Annotated in this window: 15 protein-coding genes; 8 read left to right on the forward strand and 7 right to left on the reverse strand. The window is 43.0% G+C overall.

All coding sequences use genetic code 11. The features are described from left to right. Window positions 1-54 precede the first annotated feature (54 nt). A complete protein-coding gene (gene efp / locus H6H03_RS11170; protein WP_096534553.1) occupies window positions 55-612 on the reverse strand; it encodes an elongation factor P in 558 nt (185 codons plus the stop codon). A 303-nt stretch (window positions 613-915) separates the two neighbouring features. Between efp and H6H03_RS11175 the strand changes: the two genes are divergently transcribed. Then, entirely contained in the window at window positions 916-2,022 is a 1,107-nt protein-coding gene (locus tag H6H03_RS11175) for a peptidylprolyl isomerase (protein ID WP_190955377.1), read from the forward strand. A gap of 86 nt (window positions 2,023-2,108) precedes the next feature. Here H6H03_RS11175 and H6H03_RS11180 read toward each other — a convergent pair whose 3' ends face one another. After that, a complete protein-coding gene (locus H6H03_RS11180) occupies window positions 2,109-2,681 on the reverse strand; it encodes a Uma2 family endonuclease (RefSeq protein WP_190955205.1) in 573 nt (190 codons plus the stop codon). Window positions 2,682-2,854: 173 nt separating this feature from the next. Here H6H03_RS11180 and thiL point away from each other — a divergent pair, with 173 nt between their 5' ends. Continuing rightward, entirely contained in the window at window positions 2,855-3,853 is a 999-nt protein-coding gene (thiL, locus tag H6H03_RS11185) for a thiamine-phosphate kinase (protein ID WP_190955206.1), read from the forward strand. A gap of 109 nt (window positions 3,854-3,962) precedes the next feature. Here thiL and H6H03_RS11190 read toward each other — a convergent pair whose 3' ends face one another. Both H6H03_RS11190 and nadD read right to left on the reverse strand, forming a co-directional pair. After that, window positions 3,963-4,976, reverse strand: a complete 1,014-nt coding sequence (locus H6H03_RS11190; protein ID WP_190955207.1) for a type I glyceraldehyde-3-phosphate dehydrogenase — start codon at window positions 4,974-4,976, stop codon at window positions 3,963-3,965. A gap of 126 nt (window positions 4,977-5,102) precedes the next feature. After that, complete coding sequence (nadD, locus tag H6H03_RS11195; protein WP_190955208.1) at window positions 5,103-5,720, reverse strand: nicotinate (nicotinamide) nucleotide adenylyltransferase; 618 nt, start codon at window positions 5,718-5,720, stop codon at window positions 5,103-5,105. Between the two features lie 405 nt (window positions 5,721-6,125). On the opposite strand from nadD, the gene murC reads away from it, so the two are divergent. The 4 genes from murC to H6H03_RS11215 all read left to right on the forward strand — a co-directional run bounded on the left by murC (window position 6,126) and on the right by H6H03_RS11215 (window position 9,900). Next, on the forward strand, window positions 6,126-7,586 hold the full coding sequence (murC, locus tag H6H03_RS11200; RefSeq protein WP_190955209.1) for a UDP-N-acetylmuramate--L-alanine ligase: 1,461 nt from the start codon (window positions 6,126-6,128) through the stop codon (window positions 7,584-7,586). 121 nt (window positions 7,587-7,707) lie between these two features. Beyond that, the gene (gene murB, locus H6H03_RS11205; RefSeq protein ID WP_190955210.1) at window positions 7,708-8,709 is read left to right on the forward strand and encodes a UDP-N-acetylmuramate dehydrogenase; all 1,002 of its coding nucleotides are present in this window, start codon (window positions 7,708-7,710) and stop codon (window positions 8,707-8,709) included. 216 nt (window positions 8,710-8,925) lie between these two features. Then, the gene (locus H6H03_RS11210) at window positions 8,926-9,276 is read left to right on the forward strand and encodes a YbaB/EbfC family nucleoid-associated protein (RefSeq protein ID WP_073644781.1); all 351 of its coding nucleotides are present in this window, start codon (window positions 8,926-8,928) and stop codon (window positions 9,274-9,276) included. A 138-nt stretch (window positions 9,277-9,414) separates the two neighbouring features. Beyond that, the gene (locus H6H03_RS11215; protein ID WP_190955378.1) at window positions 9,415-9,900 is read left to right on the forward strand and encodes a low molecular weight protein-tyrosine-phosphatase; all 486 of its coding nucleotides are present in this window, start codon (window positions 9,415-9,417) and stop codon (window positions 9,898-9,900) included. Between the two features lie 164 nt (window positions 9,901-10,064). Here H6H03_RS11215 and H6H03_RS11220 read toward each other — a convergent pair whose 3' ends face one another. Continuing rightward, window positions 10,065-10,748 carry a response regulator transcription factor gene (locus H6H03_RS11220; RefSeq protein ID WP_190955211.1) on the reverse strand — a complete coding sequence of 228 codons (684 nt, stop codon included), beginning with the start codon at window positions 10,746-10,748 and terminating at the stop codon, window positions 10,065-10,067. Window positions 10,749-11,375: 627 nt separating this feature from the next. On the opposite strand from H6H03_RS11220, the gene smpB reads away from it, so the two are divergent. Then, window positions 11,376-11,843 (forward strand): SsrA-binding protein SmpB, encoded by a 468-nt coding sequence (gene smpB / locus H6H03_RS11225; protein ID WP_190955212.1) that lies wholly within the window; start codon window positions 11,376-11,378, stop codon window positions 11,841-11,843. Between the two features lie 179 nt (window positions 11,844-12,022). Next, on the forward strand, window positions 12,023-12,301 hold the full coding sequence (locus H6H03_RS11230; RefSeq protein ID WP_190955213.1) for a WGxxGxxG family protein: 279 nt from the start codon (window positions 12,023-12,025) through the stop codon (window positions 12,299-12,301). A gap of 82 nt (window positions 12,302-12,383) precedes the next feature. Here the strand turns inward: H6H03_RS11230 and H6H03_RS11235 are convergent, their stop codons facing one another. Next, window positions 12,384-13,799, reverse strand: a complete 1,416-nt coding sequence (locus H6H03_RS11235; RefSeq protein WP_190955214.1) for an IctB family putative bicarbonate transporter — start codon at window positions 13,797-13,799, stop codon at window positions 12,384-12,386. A gap of 264 nt (window positions 13,800-14,063) precedes the next feature. Further along, window positions 14,064-15,611: a GAF domain-containing sensor histidine kinase gene (locus H6H03_RS11240; RefSeq protein ID WP_190955215.1), complete on the reverse strand. Its 1,548-nt coding sequence runs from the start codon at window positions 15,609-15,611 to the stop codon at window positions 14,064-14,066. Window positions 15,612-15,800 lie beyond the last annotated feature (189 nt).

Below are 15,800 nucleotides of genomic sequence, written 5' to 3' on the forward strand. Positions count from 1 at the left end.
TTAATCCCTAAATAGGGATTGAAATCGGGATTTGTTTGAGATTGGAATCCAAACTTATTCCCTGCCTAAATATTTATCATCACGGGTATCAATTTTGATGCGTTCGCCTTGAGAAATAAACAAGGGAACCATCACAGTTGCGCCAGTTTCGAGAGTAGCTGGCTTAGTACCACCTGTAGCAGTGTCACCTTTGACACCGGGATCTGTTTGCACAACTTCTAGAACCACAGAGTTGGGCAGTTCCACTTCTAGGACTTGTTCGCCCCAACGAATGACGTTAGCTTCCATACCTTCCTTGAGATATTTTACGCGATCGCCAATTTGTGATGCGCTCAATCTGCCTTCTTCATATGTTTCCATATCCATAAAGACAAACTCATCACCCTCTTTATAGGTATGCTGCATTGTCCTTTTTTCTAAAGTGGCTTGGGGCACTGTTTCCCCAGCCCGGAAGGTTTTTTCCACCACGCTTCCATTCTGAACATTTTTCAGTTTGGTTCGTACAAAGGCAGAACCTTTTCCTGGCTTAACGTGGAGGAATTCCACCACTCGCCATACAGATCCATCTAATACAATTGAGACACCAGGTCGAAAGTCGTTGCTGGAGATCATGAAACTTTCAAGTTTTGGAAGACAATCGGCATTTATTGTACCCTTCAAGGGGAGTAATTAGTTATTCATTTTGGGCATTGGCCAAACAGGGCATGGGGCATAGGGCAAGCAGGAAGTGTGGGAGGGGTGGGAGGTGTGGGAGGATGGGGAAGCATTAATTCTCTTTCTCCCCACACTCCCCTGCCCCCCAGTCCCCAGTCCCCAGTCCCCAGTCAACACTCTGCACTGGGCACTCCTACTGTGGGAAGATTATTGATGGGTTACGTCCAGTCAACAATATCAATGCTGCATTTGAGTTATTCCATGCTTGACTTATTAAAATCCTGGCTGAAGAACAGCCTAATGGCAATACTGCTGCTAACAATATTTTTAGGCATAACTACAGTTGGGTGGACTCCCTCTAGTAGCGCCGCGCTGCCAGCTGGCAACGCAATTACAGACGGTAATGCTTTGTTGCGGTACGCACTCCCGATAGATAACAAACCTGTGCGGCAACTACAAGCCAGCTTAGAGGACATTTCTAGCCAACTGCGGGCAAATCGGCGCTGGGGTGCTGTTTCCAAAGACATCAGCCAAGCATCTCGCATTCTCGATAAACCCTCCCAAATCCTAGCAAGTGTTCCCGAAGAACGCCAACCCCAAGCAGAAGCTTGGATTAACGAATTAAAATCTGGCGTGCTTAACCTGCAAGAATTGGCGAATACCAAAGATAAACAACAAATTTTGCAACAGAGAACTAAACTGTTGAATCTCATCACTCAGCTAGAAGAGTCAATGGTGAAGGAATTTCCCTTTGAAGTTCCTGCTGAGTACAGTAACCTGCCACAACTTAAAGGCCGCGCCACCGTAGAATTAAAAACCAACAAAGGCAACCTCACCGTTGTAGTGGATGGTTACAGCGCCCCTGTGACTGCTGGTAATTTTATAGATTTAGTGCAGAGGGGTTTTTATAATGGCTTAGAATTCACCCGTTCTGAAGAATCTTACTTTCTGCAAACTGGAGATCCACCTGGAAAAGAAGTGGGTTTTATCGATCCGAAAACAGGTAAATACCGCGCTGTTCCTTTAGAAATCTTGGTTGAAGGCGACAAGGAACCTACCTATGGCATTACCCTAGAAGAAGCTGGTCGTTACATTGATATGCCAGTTCTACCTTTTTCCGCTTTTGGTGCAGTAGTTATGGCTCGTCCCGAAAGTGAAGTCAATGGAGGTTCTTCACAATTTTTCTTCTTTCTATTTGAACCAGAACTTACTCCCGCCGGACGAAACCTATTGGATGGTCGCTACGCTGTTTTTGGCTATCTCACTGAAGGCAAAGAAGTTTTGGATAAACTGAGGGCTGGTGACAAAATTGAGTCAGCAACAGTAGTCCAAGGTATAGAAAATCTGGTTGAGCCGCAAGCAGCATAAAGATGAGGGAGTGGGGGGGAAGGATTTCTTCCCCATCCTCCCACACCTTCCACACTTGCAATGCCCCATATCCTATGCCCAGTCCCCTAACTGAGATTCCCAGCGGTAAATATCCGATCGACTGCGATCGCTATTTCTGGAAAAGTCCGCGATACAATTTGCTGGTCGCCAGCAAACACAGTCTCTTCATAAAATCCTTCTTCCAGCCACAGCACAGAAATCTTTTCTTTTAGTGGGTCTACAATCCAATATTCTGGCACTTCAACCGCAGCATATTCAGACCGTTTATAACGATAGTCCCGGTTAATAGAATCTGGACTGACTACCTCTACAATTAGTAATGGTGGTGACTCAAAGACTGCTGATGCATTGAGCAATTCCCTTGCTTGCTCCTGCGTCACCACAGATAAATCAGTTAACCTAGACTTATTTTTCCCCGTCCTCGTCCCCGTTTCCCGAAAAGTTAACCAAGGTAAACTCAAGCGCTGAATTTCCGCTATAAATGCGGTATCTAAAAAAGCGACAATCAAGAAATGTTGAATTGTAGGGGGATTCATTAATTGCAGTCTGCCATCTACTAGCTCGTAGTGAAAACCACTGCCATCATCATAAGCTAAGTACTCTTCAAATGTGAGCTTTGTTACTGGTGTAGAGACCATTCCAACATCCCCCTAAACGATAACTTTATCGTAACTTGAGGGAGTGGGGAACAGAGGGGCAGAGGGGCACAGGAGCAGGGGAAGATGGAGACAGAATTTCACCTCCCCACCCCATTTCGTTATCTGCCTACATTCCCAATCACGAATGACCAATGACTAATGACTAATAACTAATGACTACAGTCAAAGATATTGGCGAACAAGGTCTTTTAGCAAAATTACAGCGTTTCTGTCCCCCAGAAATTATTGGCGATGATGCAGCAGTATTGGTGACAGCACCAGACCAATCTTTAGTCGTCACCACAGATGTGCTGGTTGACGGCGTGCATTTTAGTAACCTCACCACTTCCCCAGAAGACGCAGGTTGGCGTGCGGCGGCTGCTAACTTGTCAGATTTAGCAGCGATGGGTGCTTTTCCATTGGGGATCGCTGTCGGATTGGGACTTCCTGGGGATTTGAGCGTGAATTGGGTAGAAAGCTTATACCAGGGAATGACAGAATGCCTGCAAAAGTACAATACCCCAATTGTTGGTGGTGATGTGGTGCGATCGCCTGTGACTACTTTGGCAATTACCGCTTTTGGTCAAGTTCACCCCAGTCAAATTATCCGCCGTTCTGCTGCTGTTGTGGGGGATGCGATCGTCGTTACAGGTGTTCACGGAGCCTCCCACGCTGGCTTACAACTGCTTTTGCATCCCGAATTAGGACAAAACCTCAGTGATGAACAAAAGACGGCTCTAATCGGCGCACATCAGCGTCCCCAGCCACGATTAGATGTCCTACCCATCCTCGAAAAAATCATAACATCTCCAATGTCTATCGCTGGCATGGATAGCAGCGACGGTTTAGCAGATGCTGTAATCCAAATTTGTCGCGCCAGCAGCGTTGGTGCGGTTTTAGAATTCAGAGAAATTTCCTTACCAACAGCTTTTAACAATTGGCTAACACCAGAGCAAGCTCTCCAATATGCTCTCTATGGCGGCGAAGACTTTGAATTAGTGCTGTGCTTACCACAAAAGTCAGCATCAGCTTTCGTAAAACATCTTGGTGAAGGTGCTGCGATCGTTGGCAGAATTACACCAGGTTCAACAATACTATTACACGACGAGCAAAAAAAATTCCCCGACCAAGTTCTCACTCTTAGCCAGGGATTTCAACACTTTAAGAGTTAGAAGTTAGGAGTTAGGAGTTAGAAGTTTTAATTCCTCACTCTCCATTCTTCACTCCTGATTCTTCACCCTTTATTCCTAACTCTTCACTCCTAACTCCTAACTTTATTAATTAAACCCACTTCTCGGCTACCAATTCGGCTAAATCCAAGACTCGTTGGCTGTAACCCCACTCATTGTCATACCAAGCCATGACTTTTACTAAGTCATTGCCCATAACCAAAGTCAAGCTAGCATCAACAATCGATGAAGCATCAGTACCTTGATAATCTGACGAAACTAGTTGTAGTTCGCTATAGTCCAAAATGCCTTTGAGTGGCCCTTCTGAGGCATCTTTAAGGGCTTGATTAACTTCTTCAGTAATAGTACGCTTCTCAACTTGAACTACGAAATCTACCATTGAAACGTTCGGGGTCGGTACGCGTAAGGCAACGCCATTCAGCTTGCCTTTGAGTTCCGGGATTACCAGCGCCACTGCTTTTGCCGCACCAGTAGAAGTAGGTACAATGTTGATGGCTGCGGCTCTCGCCCGTCGCAAATCCCGGTGAGAAGCGTCTAATAAGCGCTGGTCACCTGTGTAGCTATGGGTGGTGGTCATCGTACCTTTAATGATGCCAAATTTTTCGTTCAACACTTTGGCAATGGGAGCCAAGCAGTTGGTAGTACAGCTGGCGTTACTGATAATGTGGTGTACGTTGTGGTCATAGTCATGATGATTCACGCCAACCACAAAAGTACCATCCTCATTTTTGCCAGGAGCGGTGATCAGAACTTTCTTGGCTCCAGCATTCACATGCTTGAGCGCTCCTTCTTTGCTGGTAAATACCCCCGTTGCTTCGATAATTAGGTCTATTTCCCAATCTTTCCAGGGCAAGTTTTCTGGGTTGCGATCGGATACGCACTTAACGGTTTTACCGTTAATGATGATGGAATTATCATCAGCAGTAATGTCAACATCCTTTAACTTCCCTAGCATTGAGTCGTACTTTAGCAGGTGAGCATTGGTTCTGGGATCTGATGTGTCATTGATGGCTACAAGGTCAATCTTGCTATTCTCTCTACCCACCCAGCAACGTGCAAAGTTACGTCCAATACGCCCGAAACCGTTGATTGCAACTCTAATCACAGTGTCTTGCCCTCTGTATTTATGCCTATATGTTGATATCGTTGACCCCAATCATATCGCAAAGGGGGGGATCACTTATAACCATAAAGTGTTAGATCAATAAAAAAACACATAATTTATTCAGATTTATTTGGAGTAAAGATTATTGTTGGCAATATAAGATCTGACCGATTCCGGAACTAGATAACGAATTGAGTGGCGTTCTCGGCAAAACTTCCGAATTAGACTTGACGAAACTCCTACTAAAGGTATATTCAGGAATTGCCAATTAATTATATATGAGTGTTTGTTTAATTGTTCTTCGACTTGCTTGCAGATTAACTCGCTTTGAGTTATAGTCTCACCACCTAGCAGTCGGGGTGCAATTAACCAATTACACATTTGTGCTAGTTCGTGTCCACGGTACCAATGAGGTAAAGTTTGGAACGCATCCAAGCCTATAATCCAGTACCAGTGAGTATTTGGGTAACAAGCAGATAAGTCGATCAGGGTGTTAATGGCATAAGAAGTCCCAGAGCGTTTTCCCTCCACTAGTGAGACAGTAAACGCTGGGTTATCTTTTGTCGCTAATTGCAGCATTTCTACACGATGCTCAAACAAAGCTGCTTCTTTGTGAGGAGGATTTAAAGATGGCACCCAAATTACCTTTTCAAGGGATACTTGATGCAAAGCTGTCTCGGCTACAAGTAGGTGTCCCCAGTGAATTGGATCGAATGTGCCACCAAAAATTGCTAGTTGCTGCATCCAGTTATGCCTGGGTTTTATGCAATTGAAAAATAGTTTCATTACCAATGTACTATTGTACTCAATTCTCAAAGTAGACTTGATGCAATTTAAAATCAGTTTCACTAACAATGTACTATCGTAGTCGATTACAGTAAGGTAGCTAAAAATATGTATTTGTCATTACAAGAATTTCTGTCCCGATGCGACCAAAATTGCGCGAATAATCTTAAGAACAGTTCAGAAATAGCAAAAACCTCCAACCAAGGTAAAATCATTCTGAACTCGCAAAACCAGAGCAGAAAACTCATCCGAGCATCAGGCATGAATATAACGCAGGAGTAATTATGGTAAATAACAAATTCCTGTTATGATACGCGTGTCATTTGTGATTTATGGTGTGGTGTGGTGTAAGAGGAGCAATAAATGAGTAATTCTGTAGACTTTAGTGGAAGACCATTTCATTTCATTGGCATCGGCGGAATAGGTATGTCTGCTCTGGCATACGTTCTCGCTAAACGTCAATTTCCAGTATCAGGTTCGGATCTACGTCCAAACCACATTACGCACAAGTTGGAATCTATCGGCGCTCATATTTTTGGTAAACAAGAGGCAAGTAATCTCGAATTCTTTCGCCCTCAGGAATCTGAGACCGTAGCATTAAATTCACCAGAAAAATTAGCTGCTACTATTAACTCAAAACTGCCTCAAGTCATTTGTTCAACAGCAATTAACACGAATAATTTAGAATACAAAGCAGCTCTGGAATTAGGTTGTCCAATTTTACATCGTTCAGATGTACTAGCAGCCTTGATTGCTGATTATTATAGTATTGCGGTTGCAGGAACCCACGGGAAAACTACAACCAGTAGTATGATTGGTTATATGTTGCTGCAAGCAGGTCTAGACCCAACGATTTTAGTTGGTGGTGAAGTCAATGCTTGGGAAGGTAATGCTCGACTGGGACAAAGCCAATATTTGGTAGCCGAAGCAGATGAATCAGATGGTTCTTTAGTAAAACACGCTCCAGAAATTGGCATCATTACCAATATTGAACTCGATCATCCTGACCACTACGATACATTAGAAGAAGTAGTTGACATCTTCCAGACATTTGCCAAAGGTTGCAAAACTTTGGTAGGTAGTATTGACTGTGCTACAGTTCGCGATCGCTTGCAACCAACAATCAGCTACAGCTTACACTCAGATTCTGACGCTGACTACACTGTTACTAATATTGACTATCGTGCTGATGGCACCACAGCTTTAGTTTGGGAAAGAGGCAAAGCTTTAGGCGTCTTGAACTTGCGCCTGCTGAGTCGGCACAATCTCAGTAATGCCCTAGCAGCAGTGGCTGTTGGTCGTGTCTTGGGCTTAGAATTTGGAGAAATTGCCAAAGGAATTGCCACCTTTGAAGGATCGAGACGCCGCTTTGAGTTCCGGGGCGAAGTTGATGGTATTACATTCATCGATGACTATGCTCATCATCCCACGGAAATTCGCGCTACTCTCGCCGCTGCACGTTTACAGGCAAGACCAGGACAAAGAGTGGTCGCCATTTTCCAGCCCCATCGCTATAGCCGTACACTTACCTTTTTAGAAGAATTTGCCCAGTCCTTTGGCCATGCTGATTTGGTTGTGCTGACTGATATTTACAGTGCAGGCGAACCTAATTTAGGGCAAATCAGTGGTGAGCATCTAACAGCGGAAATTGCCAAGCAACATTGCCAGGTAGTTTATCAACCATCTTTATCCTCTGTGCGTGAGTTCCTGATACAAACACTGCGCCCTGGAGACTTGGCGCTGTTTTTGGGTGCTGGGAACTTAAATCAAGTCATTCCTGAAATAATTGCAACACTCCGTGAGCCTGCTAAAGCCACATCGTGAGTGGGGACTTTGCGAAGTTCCATTTCTGACCAAAGCGCCCTTTTCGTAACGGTTTGATGTTAAGTCTAATACCGTAGTTTTACGGTAAATAAATGTAAAATTTTACCAATAAAAAGTAAAAATGACCATTTCCCAGGCAGTAGGAAACGTCTGCACAGCTTCTGCTTTGAATACAAAGAAACAACAAACAGCTAATCCGGTGGAGAACGAGGTAATTTACTTACCCAATACTGATTGTGCGATCAAGTCCCAGGCTTACTTGTCAGCATTTACTTCCTATAGGGTTGGGGGAGCAGCCCAATTGTTTGTTGCCCCTCGAAACATAGAAGCACTGCAAGCAAGTCTTAAATACGCAAAAGAACGCGATTTAAGAGTGACAACACTAGGAGCAGGTTCTAACTTGCTGGTGAGCGATCGCGGGATATCAGGGTTAGTGATTGCCACTCGTCATCTCCGCTTCAGCCACTTTGACCACGAAACAGGGCAATTAACCGTTGCTGCGGGAGAATCAATTCCCAGCTTAGCATGGGAAGCCGCATCATTGGGATGGCAAGGATTAGAATGGGCTGTTGGCATTCCTGGCACAGTCGGAGGGGCTGTGGTGATGAATGCAGGGGCACATAATAGCTGTATCGCAGATATGTTAGTTAGCGCCCAGGTTCTTTCACCCGATGGAACCCTGGAAACTCTCACACCCGATCGACTAGGTTATAGCTACCGGACTTCATTATTGCAAGGTGGCGATCGCATAGTCACCCAAGCCACTTTACAGCTCAGACCTGGTTCAGATCCAGCACAAGTTGTAGCAATCACCAAAGAACACAAAAAGCATCGGCTAACCACTCAACCATATAATTTCCCAAGCTGTGGTAGCGTGTTCCGCAATCCCAAACCTTACACCGCTGGCTGGTTAATTGAACAAACTGGTCTTAAAGGCTACCAAATTGGTGGAGCGCAAGTAGCACAACTCCATGCTAACTTCATCGTTAACCGTGGTGGGGCAAAAGCTAGTGATATCTTCTGTCTAATTCGCCACATCCAACATCAAGTACAAGAGCGTTGGTCTATTCGGTTAGAGCCAGAAGTCAAAATGCTCGGAGAGTTTCAAGCTGCTTGTGGATAATAAGTGGGGAATGGAGAATGGGAAATGGGGACATGGGAAGAAAATTTCACCTCATCCCTCCCAAACTCCCTATTCCCTACACGTGCGATGAATTGCGTCTCTACTCACTCCCCTATTCCCAAATGCATTAATTATTGGTAAAAAAATAGGCAAATTACTTACCGCATCTATAATTGAATTTGATTTGTTATTCAACGCACACGCGTAAAACCAATTATGACAGGTAAAGGACAAGGATTCGGCTTTGGCTTAGGAAAAATGAAGGAATTAGCTGAAGCTTTTAAGAAAGCACAGCAAGTTCAAGAAGGCGCAAAGCGACTCCAAGAAGAATTGGAGCAAATGGAAATTCAAGGTGAGTCTGGCGGTGGTCTGGTCAAGGTAATTGTCAGTGGTAACCAAGAACCTAAGCGGGTGGAAATTTCTCCAGATGCTCTAGGAGAAGGTGCAGAAGTACTTTCCGATCTCGTAACCGCAGCAATGAAAGAAGCCTATAACAAGTCCACAACAACAATGCGGGAACGCATGGAAGACTTGACTAGTGGACTTGAGCTTCCTGGATTTCAATAGTCAGTGGTCATTAGTCATTAGTCATTAGTCATTAGTCATTAGTCATTAGTCATTGGTCATCGGTTTTAGACAAAGGACAAATGAAAACTGACTATTCACAAAGGACAAATGACTATTGACAAAGGACAAAAAATATTTATGTCTTACAAACTTTTGTTTGTCTGCTTAGGTAACATCTGCCGATCGCCATCGGCAGAAAATATTATGAATCATCTCATTGAGCAGGCCGACTTGAGCAAACACATCCTTTGTGACTCTGCTGGTACGTCTAGTTATCACATTGGTAGTCCACCTGATAGACGCATGAATGCTGCGGCTGCTACAAAGCTGGGGATTAAGCTGCGTGGTCGCGCACGCCAATTTCAAAAATCAGACTTTCAAGATTTTGATTTAATTTTGGCTATGGATCGAGAGAATTATGAGGATATTCTTACTCTTGACCTAACTGGGCAGTATCATCACAAAGTGCGTTTGATGTGCGATTTTTGCTCTCGACACAGCCTCAAGGAAGTTCCAGACCCCTATTATGGGGGTCAAGAGGGATTTAATCAAGTGATTGATTTATTGATTGATGCTTGTGAAGGTCTGCTCAACTACGTTACTAGCCAAAAACAAATCATTTAAAGTTAGGAGTTTGGAGTTAGGAGTTAGGAGTTTGGAGTTAGGAGTTAGGAGTTTGGAGTTAGGAGTTAGGAGTTTCAAGTGAAATTTTTCACTACTCACTACTAGTTTTTAACTCCTTACTTCTGATTTATCACTTCTAACTCCTCACTCTTAACTCCTCACTTTTATTCCACTAAACCATGCTTAATTGCAAAACGGACTAGTTCTGCTCGGTTGCTGGTTGAAGTTTTTCTCAATAAGCTGCTAACGTACTTTTCCACTGTTCGAGGACTCAGATGTAGCTGATGACCCATTTCGGCATTAGAAAGACCATGAGTTAATAACTCTAAAACTTCCTGTTCTCTATGAGTTAGGGATGAGTGTAATTGGGGTTTCTGAATTTGAGTGGACAGAGAATTATGAGTGTCCACTGTTTTTGTAGAAGAGGAAATTTCCAAACTTTCTTTATGAGAAAAGCGGTACTCCGATTGAATAATTTGCGATCGCTCTAAAAGATTGCGGATTGCTGCTGCTAACTCTTCTAGTTCAAAAGGCTTAGGCAAGTATAAATCGCACCCCGACTGATAGCCCAAAATTCTTTCTTGGGTCTTAGTTCGTGCTGTTAACAAAATTACAGGCAATAGACGGAACATAGGTTGTTGACGCACCCGGCGCACTAGTTCATAGCCGTTCATCTGTGGCATGACGATATCCGTAACAATCAAGTCAGGATGATACTCATCCACCATAAGCAAAGCTTCTTGACCGTCATTAGCCGTAATCACAGAGTAGCCAGACAGTTCAAGATAGTCGCTAACAGACAGACGAGTGCCCAGATCATCATCCACTACAAGGATTTTCAAGGGCATGGACAGTACACCCCTAGCATTTTTTTTACTCAGAAATTTGCTTTTACAGCTCCATCAGTGAACACAGGCAGTAATAGTGTTCTTATGTTTCATACTATGACAGGATTACTAGCTAATGACTGCCTCAGGGTTGATTTATAAAGAAAGTATTAAACCTTAAGAAGGGTTAACGAAGTGTAACTCAGCTTCGATTCCCTAATATTTACCAGCCATAGACAGCTTTGTAATTTGTAACAATTCATCAATAAGTTAGAGTGAATGCTCACCATTATGTAAATTAATCTTGATTGCAACAATAATTTTTCAGTAGCGATCGCCATAAATATCCTTTCTCCTTTGTCACCGTATCCCCACGGAGAAGTGAGCTAGCAAGGGCATCTCCCTAAAGAGGAGTTTCGCGCCCAGCAAGCCGACCCTCATAGTTCTGTGTTTGTCTTTTGTCCAACGATCAATGATTAATGACTAAAATCTAGGTAATTTAAAGTTACTGGAAAATTAATTACAAAATTATAAAAGCTAAATTAGTAATATACAGTTTAGCATTTATAGAGGTTATAAAATACACCTTATAATTTATAAACCAATCCAAACAATTTTTTAGGTACATTTAAAGTACACAAATTATCAATGAGCGACAAGAACGAAGGTTACAAAGTTATTAGCGACAATCGCCAAGCCCGTTATTTGTATGAAATTCTGGAAACTTACGAAGCTGGAATTCAGTTGACAGGAACTGAGGTTAAGTCGATTCGTGCAGGTAAAGTCAATCTCCAAGATGGCTATGCTTTGCTTCGCGACGGCGAAGCATGGCTAATCAATGTGCATATTTCACCTTATACGGCTAGTGGACAATATTTTAATCATGAACCACGCCGTACACGCAAGTTGTTGCTGCATCGCCAAGAACTCCGCAAGTTAATTGGCAAAGTAGAACAGCAGGGTTTAACTTTAGTCCCTTTGAAAATGTATCTCAAACGGGGTTGGGTAAAAGTGAGTATAGCCCTTGGCAAGGGTAAAAAGTTGCATGATAAGCGAGAAGACCTAAAACGGCGTCAAGATCAGCGTGACATACAACGGGCGATGAAAAACTATTAAGAGTCAGTTTGCCAAACTACTACATCAGAGTGATAAATCCATTGCTGGGATAAGCATGTTGTATACCTACAGCGTGAGTTGTGAAAATCCTTACTTTCTAGCCGTAGATTGATTCAGCCAGTCTTGGAACTCGATATATTGGTGAGTAACTTTGGATGGCATCAGGGATTTTTACAATTATGAAAAGTAATTTCATTAGAGCTGTTGGCGCTGGCGTTTTCACCTTGAGTGTGGGAATTTTGCCTTTAACTCTATCTGCACAAGCTCAAACAACTAGCGATCCTGGAACTACTACTGCCCCAAGGACGACTACTTACGAGCGCAACGATTTCGATTGGGGTTGGTTAGGATTACTTGGGCTATTCGGTCTCGCTGGTTTGGCTGGGAAAAAGCGTGACGAAGAACCAGCCCGTTATCGCGACCCCAATGCTCCTGGGGCTACAAGCTACAGGGACTAACTAGAATTTTTGATTGGGAATCATCTGCAAAATTGAAAAATTGTCAGTTGTTATGAGGAAAACAACTGACAATTTATTAATGTTAGTTTGCAGGCAATTCTGAGTTAGATAAACCTGCTTGGTTTTGAGCTAAGGGTGTCCAATAGCTAGCGATTAAAGCAACTATCAGCCACCAAAGAGTATTAACTTCAGGACGATACCAGACAGTATCTACTGTGCCGTGAGCTAGCATACCCAACAAAATAGCGATCGCTCCTATTAACCAGAATCCCTCTACATTTCTGAGTTGTCGCAATCTTCGGATTTGTAGAAATGCTGTATTAAATGCCACAATTATCAGCCAGAGAAAACAGGCTAAACCAACAAATCCGGTTTCTACAGCCACCTCAAGCAAAATTGAATAGGCACTCAAAGCAGTGTAACGAGGGTGTTGATAAAGCGGGTAAACTTTATTAAAAGAGTTGTGACCAGGGCCAATACCGAGGATCGGGCGATCGGCAATCATCTCAAAAACAGCATCCCACACATTGCGGCGAAAATTATTACTGCTATCTTGGCGATCGGCAAAAATACTAAATACCCGCAGGCGCACTGGCTCTACAAATATTATTGCTAGCAGCAATACGCCTATCAAACCTCCCAAGACAATCGGTAGCGACCAAGTACGCCAAAAAGGTGGCATTTCTATAGTCTTCCAATAAACTAGCAATGCCATCGCAACTAAAATTGACACCACCAGCCCAATCCAACCACCACGACTAAAAGTCAAAACTAAACAAGCAGTATTGACAATAAACATGGTTAATGCTAATGCTTTTTTGAGCCAGCTTTGCCATGCGAAAATTGCCACTAAGCTAAAAATGACTGCTGGTAGGAGGTATCCAGCTAACAAGTTGGGATTGCCTAAATAACTGTACACTCTTGTAGTCTTAGACAAAGGAGATTCAGGGTCAACCCAAGTTGCTAGTGCTGTGGCTCCAAAAAACCATTGGCGCAAACCATACACGCTGACAATTAACGAGACATGCAAGTAAAGGGTGATAATCCAAGACCGGAGGCGAGGCGACCTCAATACCCTGGCACAAAGGGCAAATAAGAGCAAATACAGGCTTAAGGTTGCCAAATCATTAAGGGCTGCCTTTTTGACTGGTGATAACGCTGTTGCTGCTGCGGCAATTGCCCAGTAGAGCAATACCAACAAGTGAATGGGAGTAACTGACAAGACATTTGTTGTTGTTTCATCGGATAAAGTCAACAGCAGCCAGAACCCCGCACAAGCCACCAGCAATAAACCGATTAACGTACTCGAAGTAAATGGTGCAAGGGCATACACCAAAGACAGTAAAGCAGCTGCGATCGCATCTCCCCACTGTATCAAGACGCTGGTTTGCCGCCAAGAACTCAACAGTCCCACCAGAGTACGGTGTACGTAACTGCTAGCGAGATATTCTTTGACGGGTAAAGATGATAAGGTAAATCGTTGCCAGACTAAATTCATAAAAAACATTGCGATCGATGAGCCTGCCTATGCAGAACTTGGAATCGATCATAATGCGTATAGCGATAAAAAGGTAATAACGTAGATTACAAGTTAGTGATGGCACTTTTATTCATAGCCATCAGTTTCATCTTTAATTCCAAAACCTTTCAATTAATACTAAAAAAGACAACTCTTGATTAACCCTTCATCTATTTCATGCACAAATCAATTATTGGAAATATTTTCTGCTAATTTCCAGTTCTAAATTATTATCGCTTGCAATCAAACATCGCTAATTGCTTGTGAAGAACTTGCTAATTGTAATGGTAAAGAAAGCACGTAACGATATCCTGATTCTGGTGAACCTTGAACCAAAATTTGTCCGCCATGCAACTCTGCAAGCTGACAGCTTAGCAACAGACCCAAGCTTTCACGAGAAAGACTTCCATTGCCTTTAGCTAAATTTATATCTGAATTAGGAGCAAATAAATTTGAGTGGGAATCACTCAAATTTTTTAACTTGTCCACTGCTACTGGCGAAATATCTGGTTGCTCTTGGCTTTCTTTGCGGGTATTGTAGCTTGCTACTTCGCCTGTCAGCTCTAGTAATGATAAAGAATTCAAGCGGAAGTAGGGATCGACCTCAGTAATACCATCTCCGAGCCAAGGATGGGATACCCAAATAGTAACATTGAGGATATCTTCCTTATAAGAGACATGAATGCGAACAACACTACCTGTAGCCGAAAGTTGAATCACACTAAAAATCAGGTGATACAGAATTTGCCGCACCTTGTCTTTATCTAAAGGCCAAATACGATTGCGCCCCGGTTCGATAGACAGGCGAATATCTTGGTCTCGGCGATTAGCTGCTTCTTCTAGAGTATTGATAGCCTGTTGACAGAGCATTTCAATATCCACAGGAGCTAAATTTAGCACCGTAGAGTTGTCACCGATGGTTCCCAGTTCGGTAATTTCATTTACTAGAGAAAGTAAATACCGACCACTGTGTTGGATAATTTCCAAATATTCTCTCTGTTTGCTCGTCAAAGGCCCATAAATTTCACGTCCCAGAACGCTAGCCATGCCAAGTACTGATGTTAAGGGAGTGCGTAACTCCTGAGTTAGCTGTTCTAAAAGTTGCAGTTTCAGTTGCTTGGTAGAAACATCGCTTTCTAAACTAGATGCAGCAATTTTAATCTCAGTGTTACGTTCATCGCTGAGTGAAAATATAGGAGCCACAGGAGTGCTTGATTCGAGTTTTCCTTGGAGAAGTCGGTTACGCTCAAATTCACTCATGCTCCAACGAGCTATAATTTGTAAAAACTCAATATCTCGGTTTGTAAAATTGCGCGGTACTAAATCCATCACCGCCAATGCACCTAAACAATTTCCTGAAGCATCTATCAGTGGCGCTCCCAAGTAAGCACGGATACCATATTCCTGCACTAACTTGCTGTTAAGCAATGCTGTATCTGTAAGTTTGTGCGTATCATTAATGACAAATATTTGATAACTCTCCACTACCTGGCTGCAAAAAGATTCTCTGCGTGAGAGTTGGCGATTTTGTGCCAAATGATTCATTAATCCCAGTCTAGATAGGCCCACTGCCGACTTAAACCAGTGGCGCTCTTGATCCACAAATCCCAAGATGGAAATTGGTGCTTCCAAAAAGTGGGCAGCAGTTTGAGTGGCTTCTTCAAAAACCGGAATTGTTTCTGGTTGCCGTAAACCTAGATCTGACAAAGCTTTAAGACGTTGTTGTTCTCTTGTTTCTTGAGAAGTCCAACCGTCCTTTAAGGCAAATAATTTGTTTTCAGGCTCTACCATTGCCACTGCTACCTTAATAATTTCTCGATACTGTAAAAAATTGATATATGCCCTATTTCTGGGTTATCAATTGCTATTTTTAAGCATTCCCTAATTTTGCCTCTGACAAACAAGTTTGAGGCAAAAATTTTTTACCTCTTCGATTAAGTCGGTTACGGAGTCTCTGGGAGTTACTATTTACTGGTACTG

It is taken from the genome of Nostoc paludosum FACHB-159, assembly GCF_014698835.1.
Classification (GTDB): Bacteria; Cyanobacteriota; Cyanobacteriia; order Cyanobacteriales; family Nostocaceae; genus Nostoc; species Nostoc paludosum.

Coding starts and splice junctions, on each gene's coding strand:
- efp (WP_096534553.1), bottom strand. CDS start 612: ATGATCTCCAGCAACGACTTTCGACCTGGTGTCTCAATTGTATTAGAT.
- H6H03_RS11175 (WP_190955377.1), top strand. CDS start 916: ATGCTTGACTTATTAAAATCCTGGCTGAAGAACAGCCTAATGGCAATA.
- H6H03_RS11180 (WP_190955205.1), bottom strand. CDS start 2,681: ATGGTCTCTACACCAGTAACAAAGCTCACATTTGAAGAGTACTTAGCT.
- thiL (WP_190955206.1), top strand. CDS start 2,855: ATGACTACAGTCAAAGATATTGGCGAACAAGGTCTTTTAGCAAAATTA.
- nadD (WP_190955208.1), bottom strand. CDS start 5,720: ATGCAGCAACTAGCAATTTTTGGTGGCACATTCGATCCAATTCACTGG.
- murC (WP_190955209.1), top strand. CDS start 6,126: ATGAGTAATTCTGTAGACTTTAGTGGAAGACCATTTCATTTCATTGGC.
- murB (WP_190955210.1), top strand. CDS start 7,708: ATGACCATTTCCCAGGCAGTAGGAAACGTCTGCACAGCTTCTGCTTTG.
- H6H03_RS11210 (WP_073644781.1), top strand. CDS start 8,926: ATGACAGGTAAAGGACAAGGATTCGGCTTTGGCTTAGGAAAAATGAAG.
- H6H03_RS11215 (WP_190955378.1), top strand. CDS start 9,415: ATGTCTTACAAACTTTTGTTTGTCTGCTTAGGTAACATCTGCCGATCG.
- H6H03_RS11220 (WP_190955211.1), bottom strand. CDS start 10,748: ATGCCCTTGAAAATCCTTGTAGTGGATGATGATCTGGGCACTCGTCTG.
- smpB (WP_190955212.1), top strand. CDS start 11,376: ATGAGCGACAAGAACGAAGGTTACAAAGTTATTAGCGACAATCGCCAA.
- H6H03_RS11230 (WP_190955213.1), top strand. CDS start 12,023: ATGAAAAGTAATTTCATTAGAGCTGTTGGCGCTGGCGTTTTCACCTTG.
- H6H03_RS11235 (WP_190955214.1), bottom strand. CDS start 13,799: ATGAATTTAGTCTGGCAACGATTTACCTTATCATCTTTACCCGTCAAA.
- H6H03_RS11240 (WP_190955215.1), bottom strand. CDS start 15,611: ATGGTAGAGCCTGAAAACAAATTATTTGCCTTAAAGGACGGTTGGACT.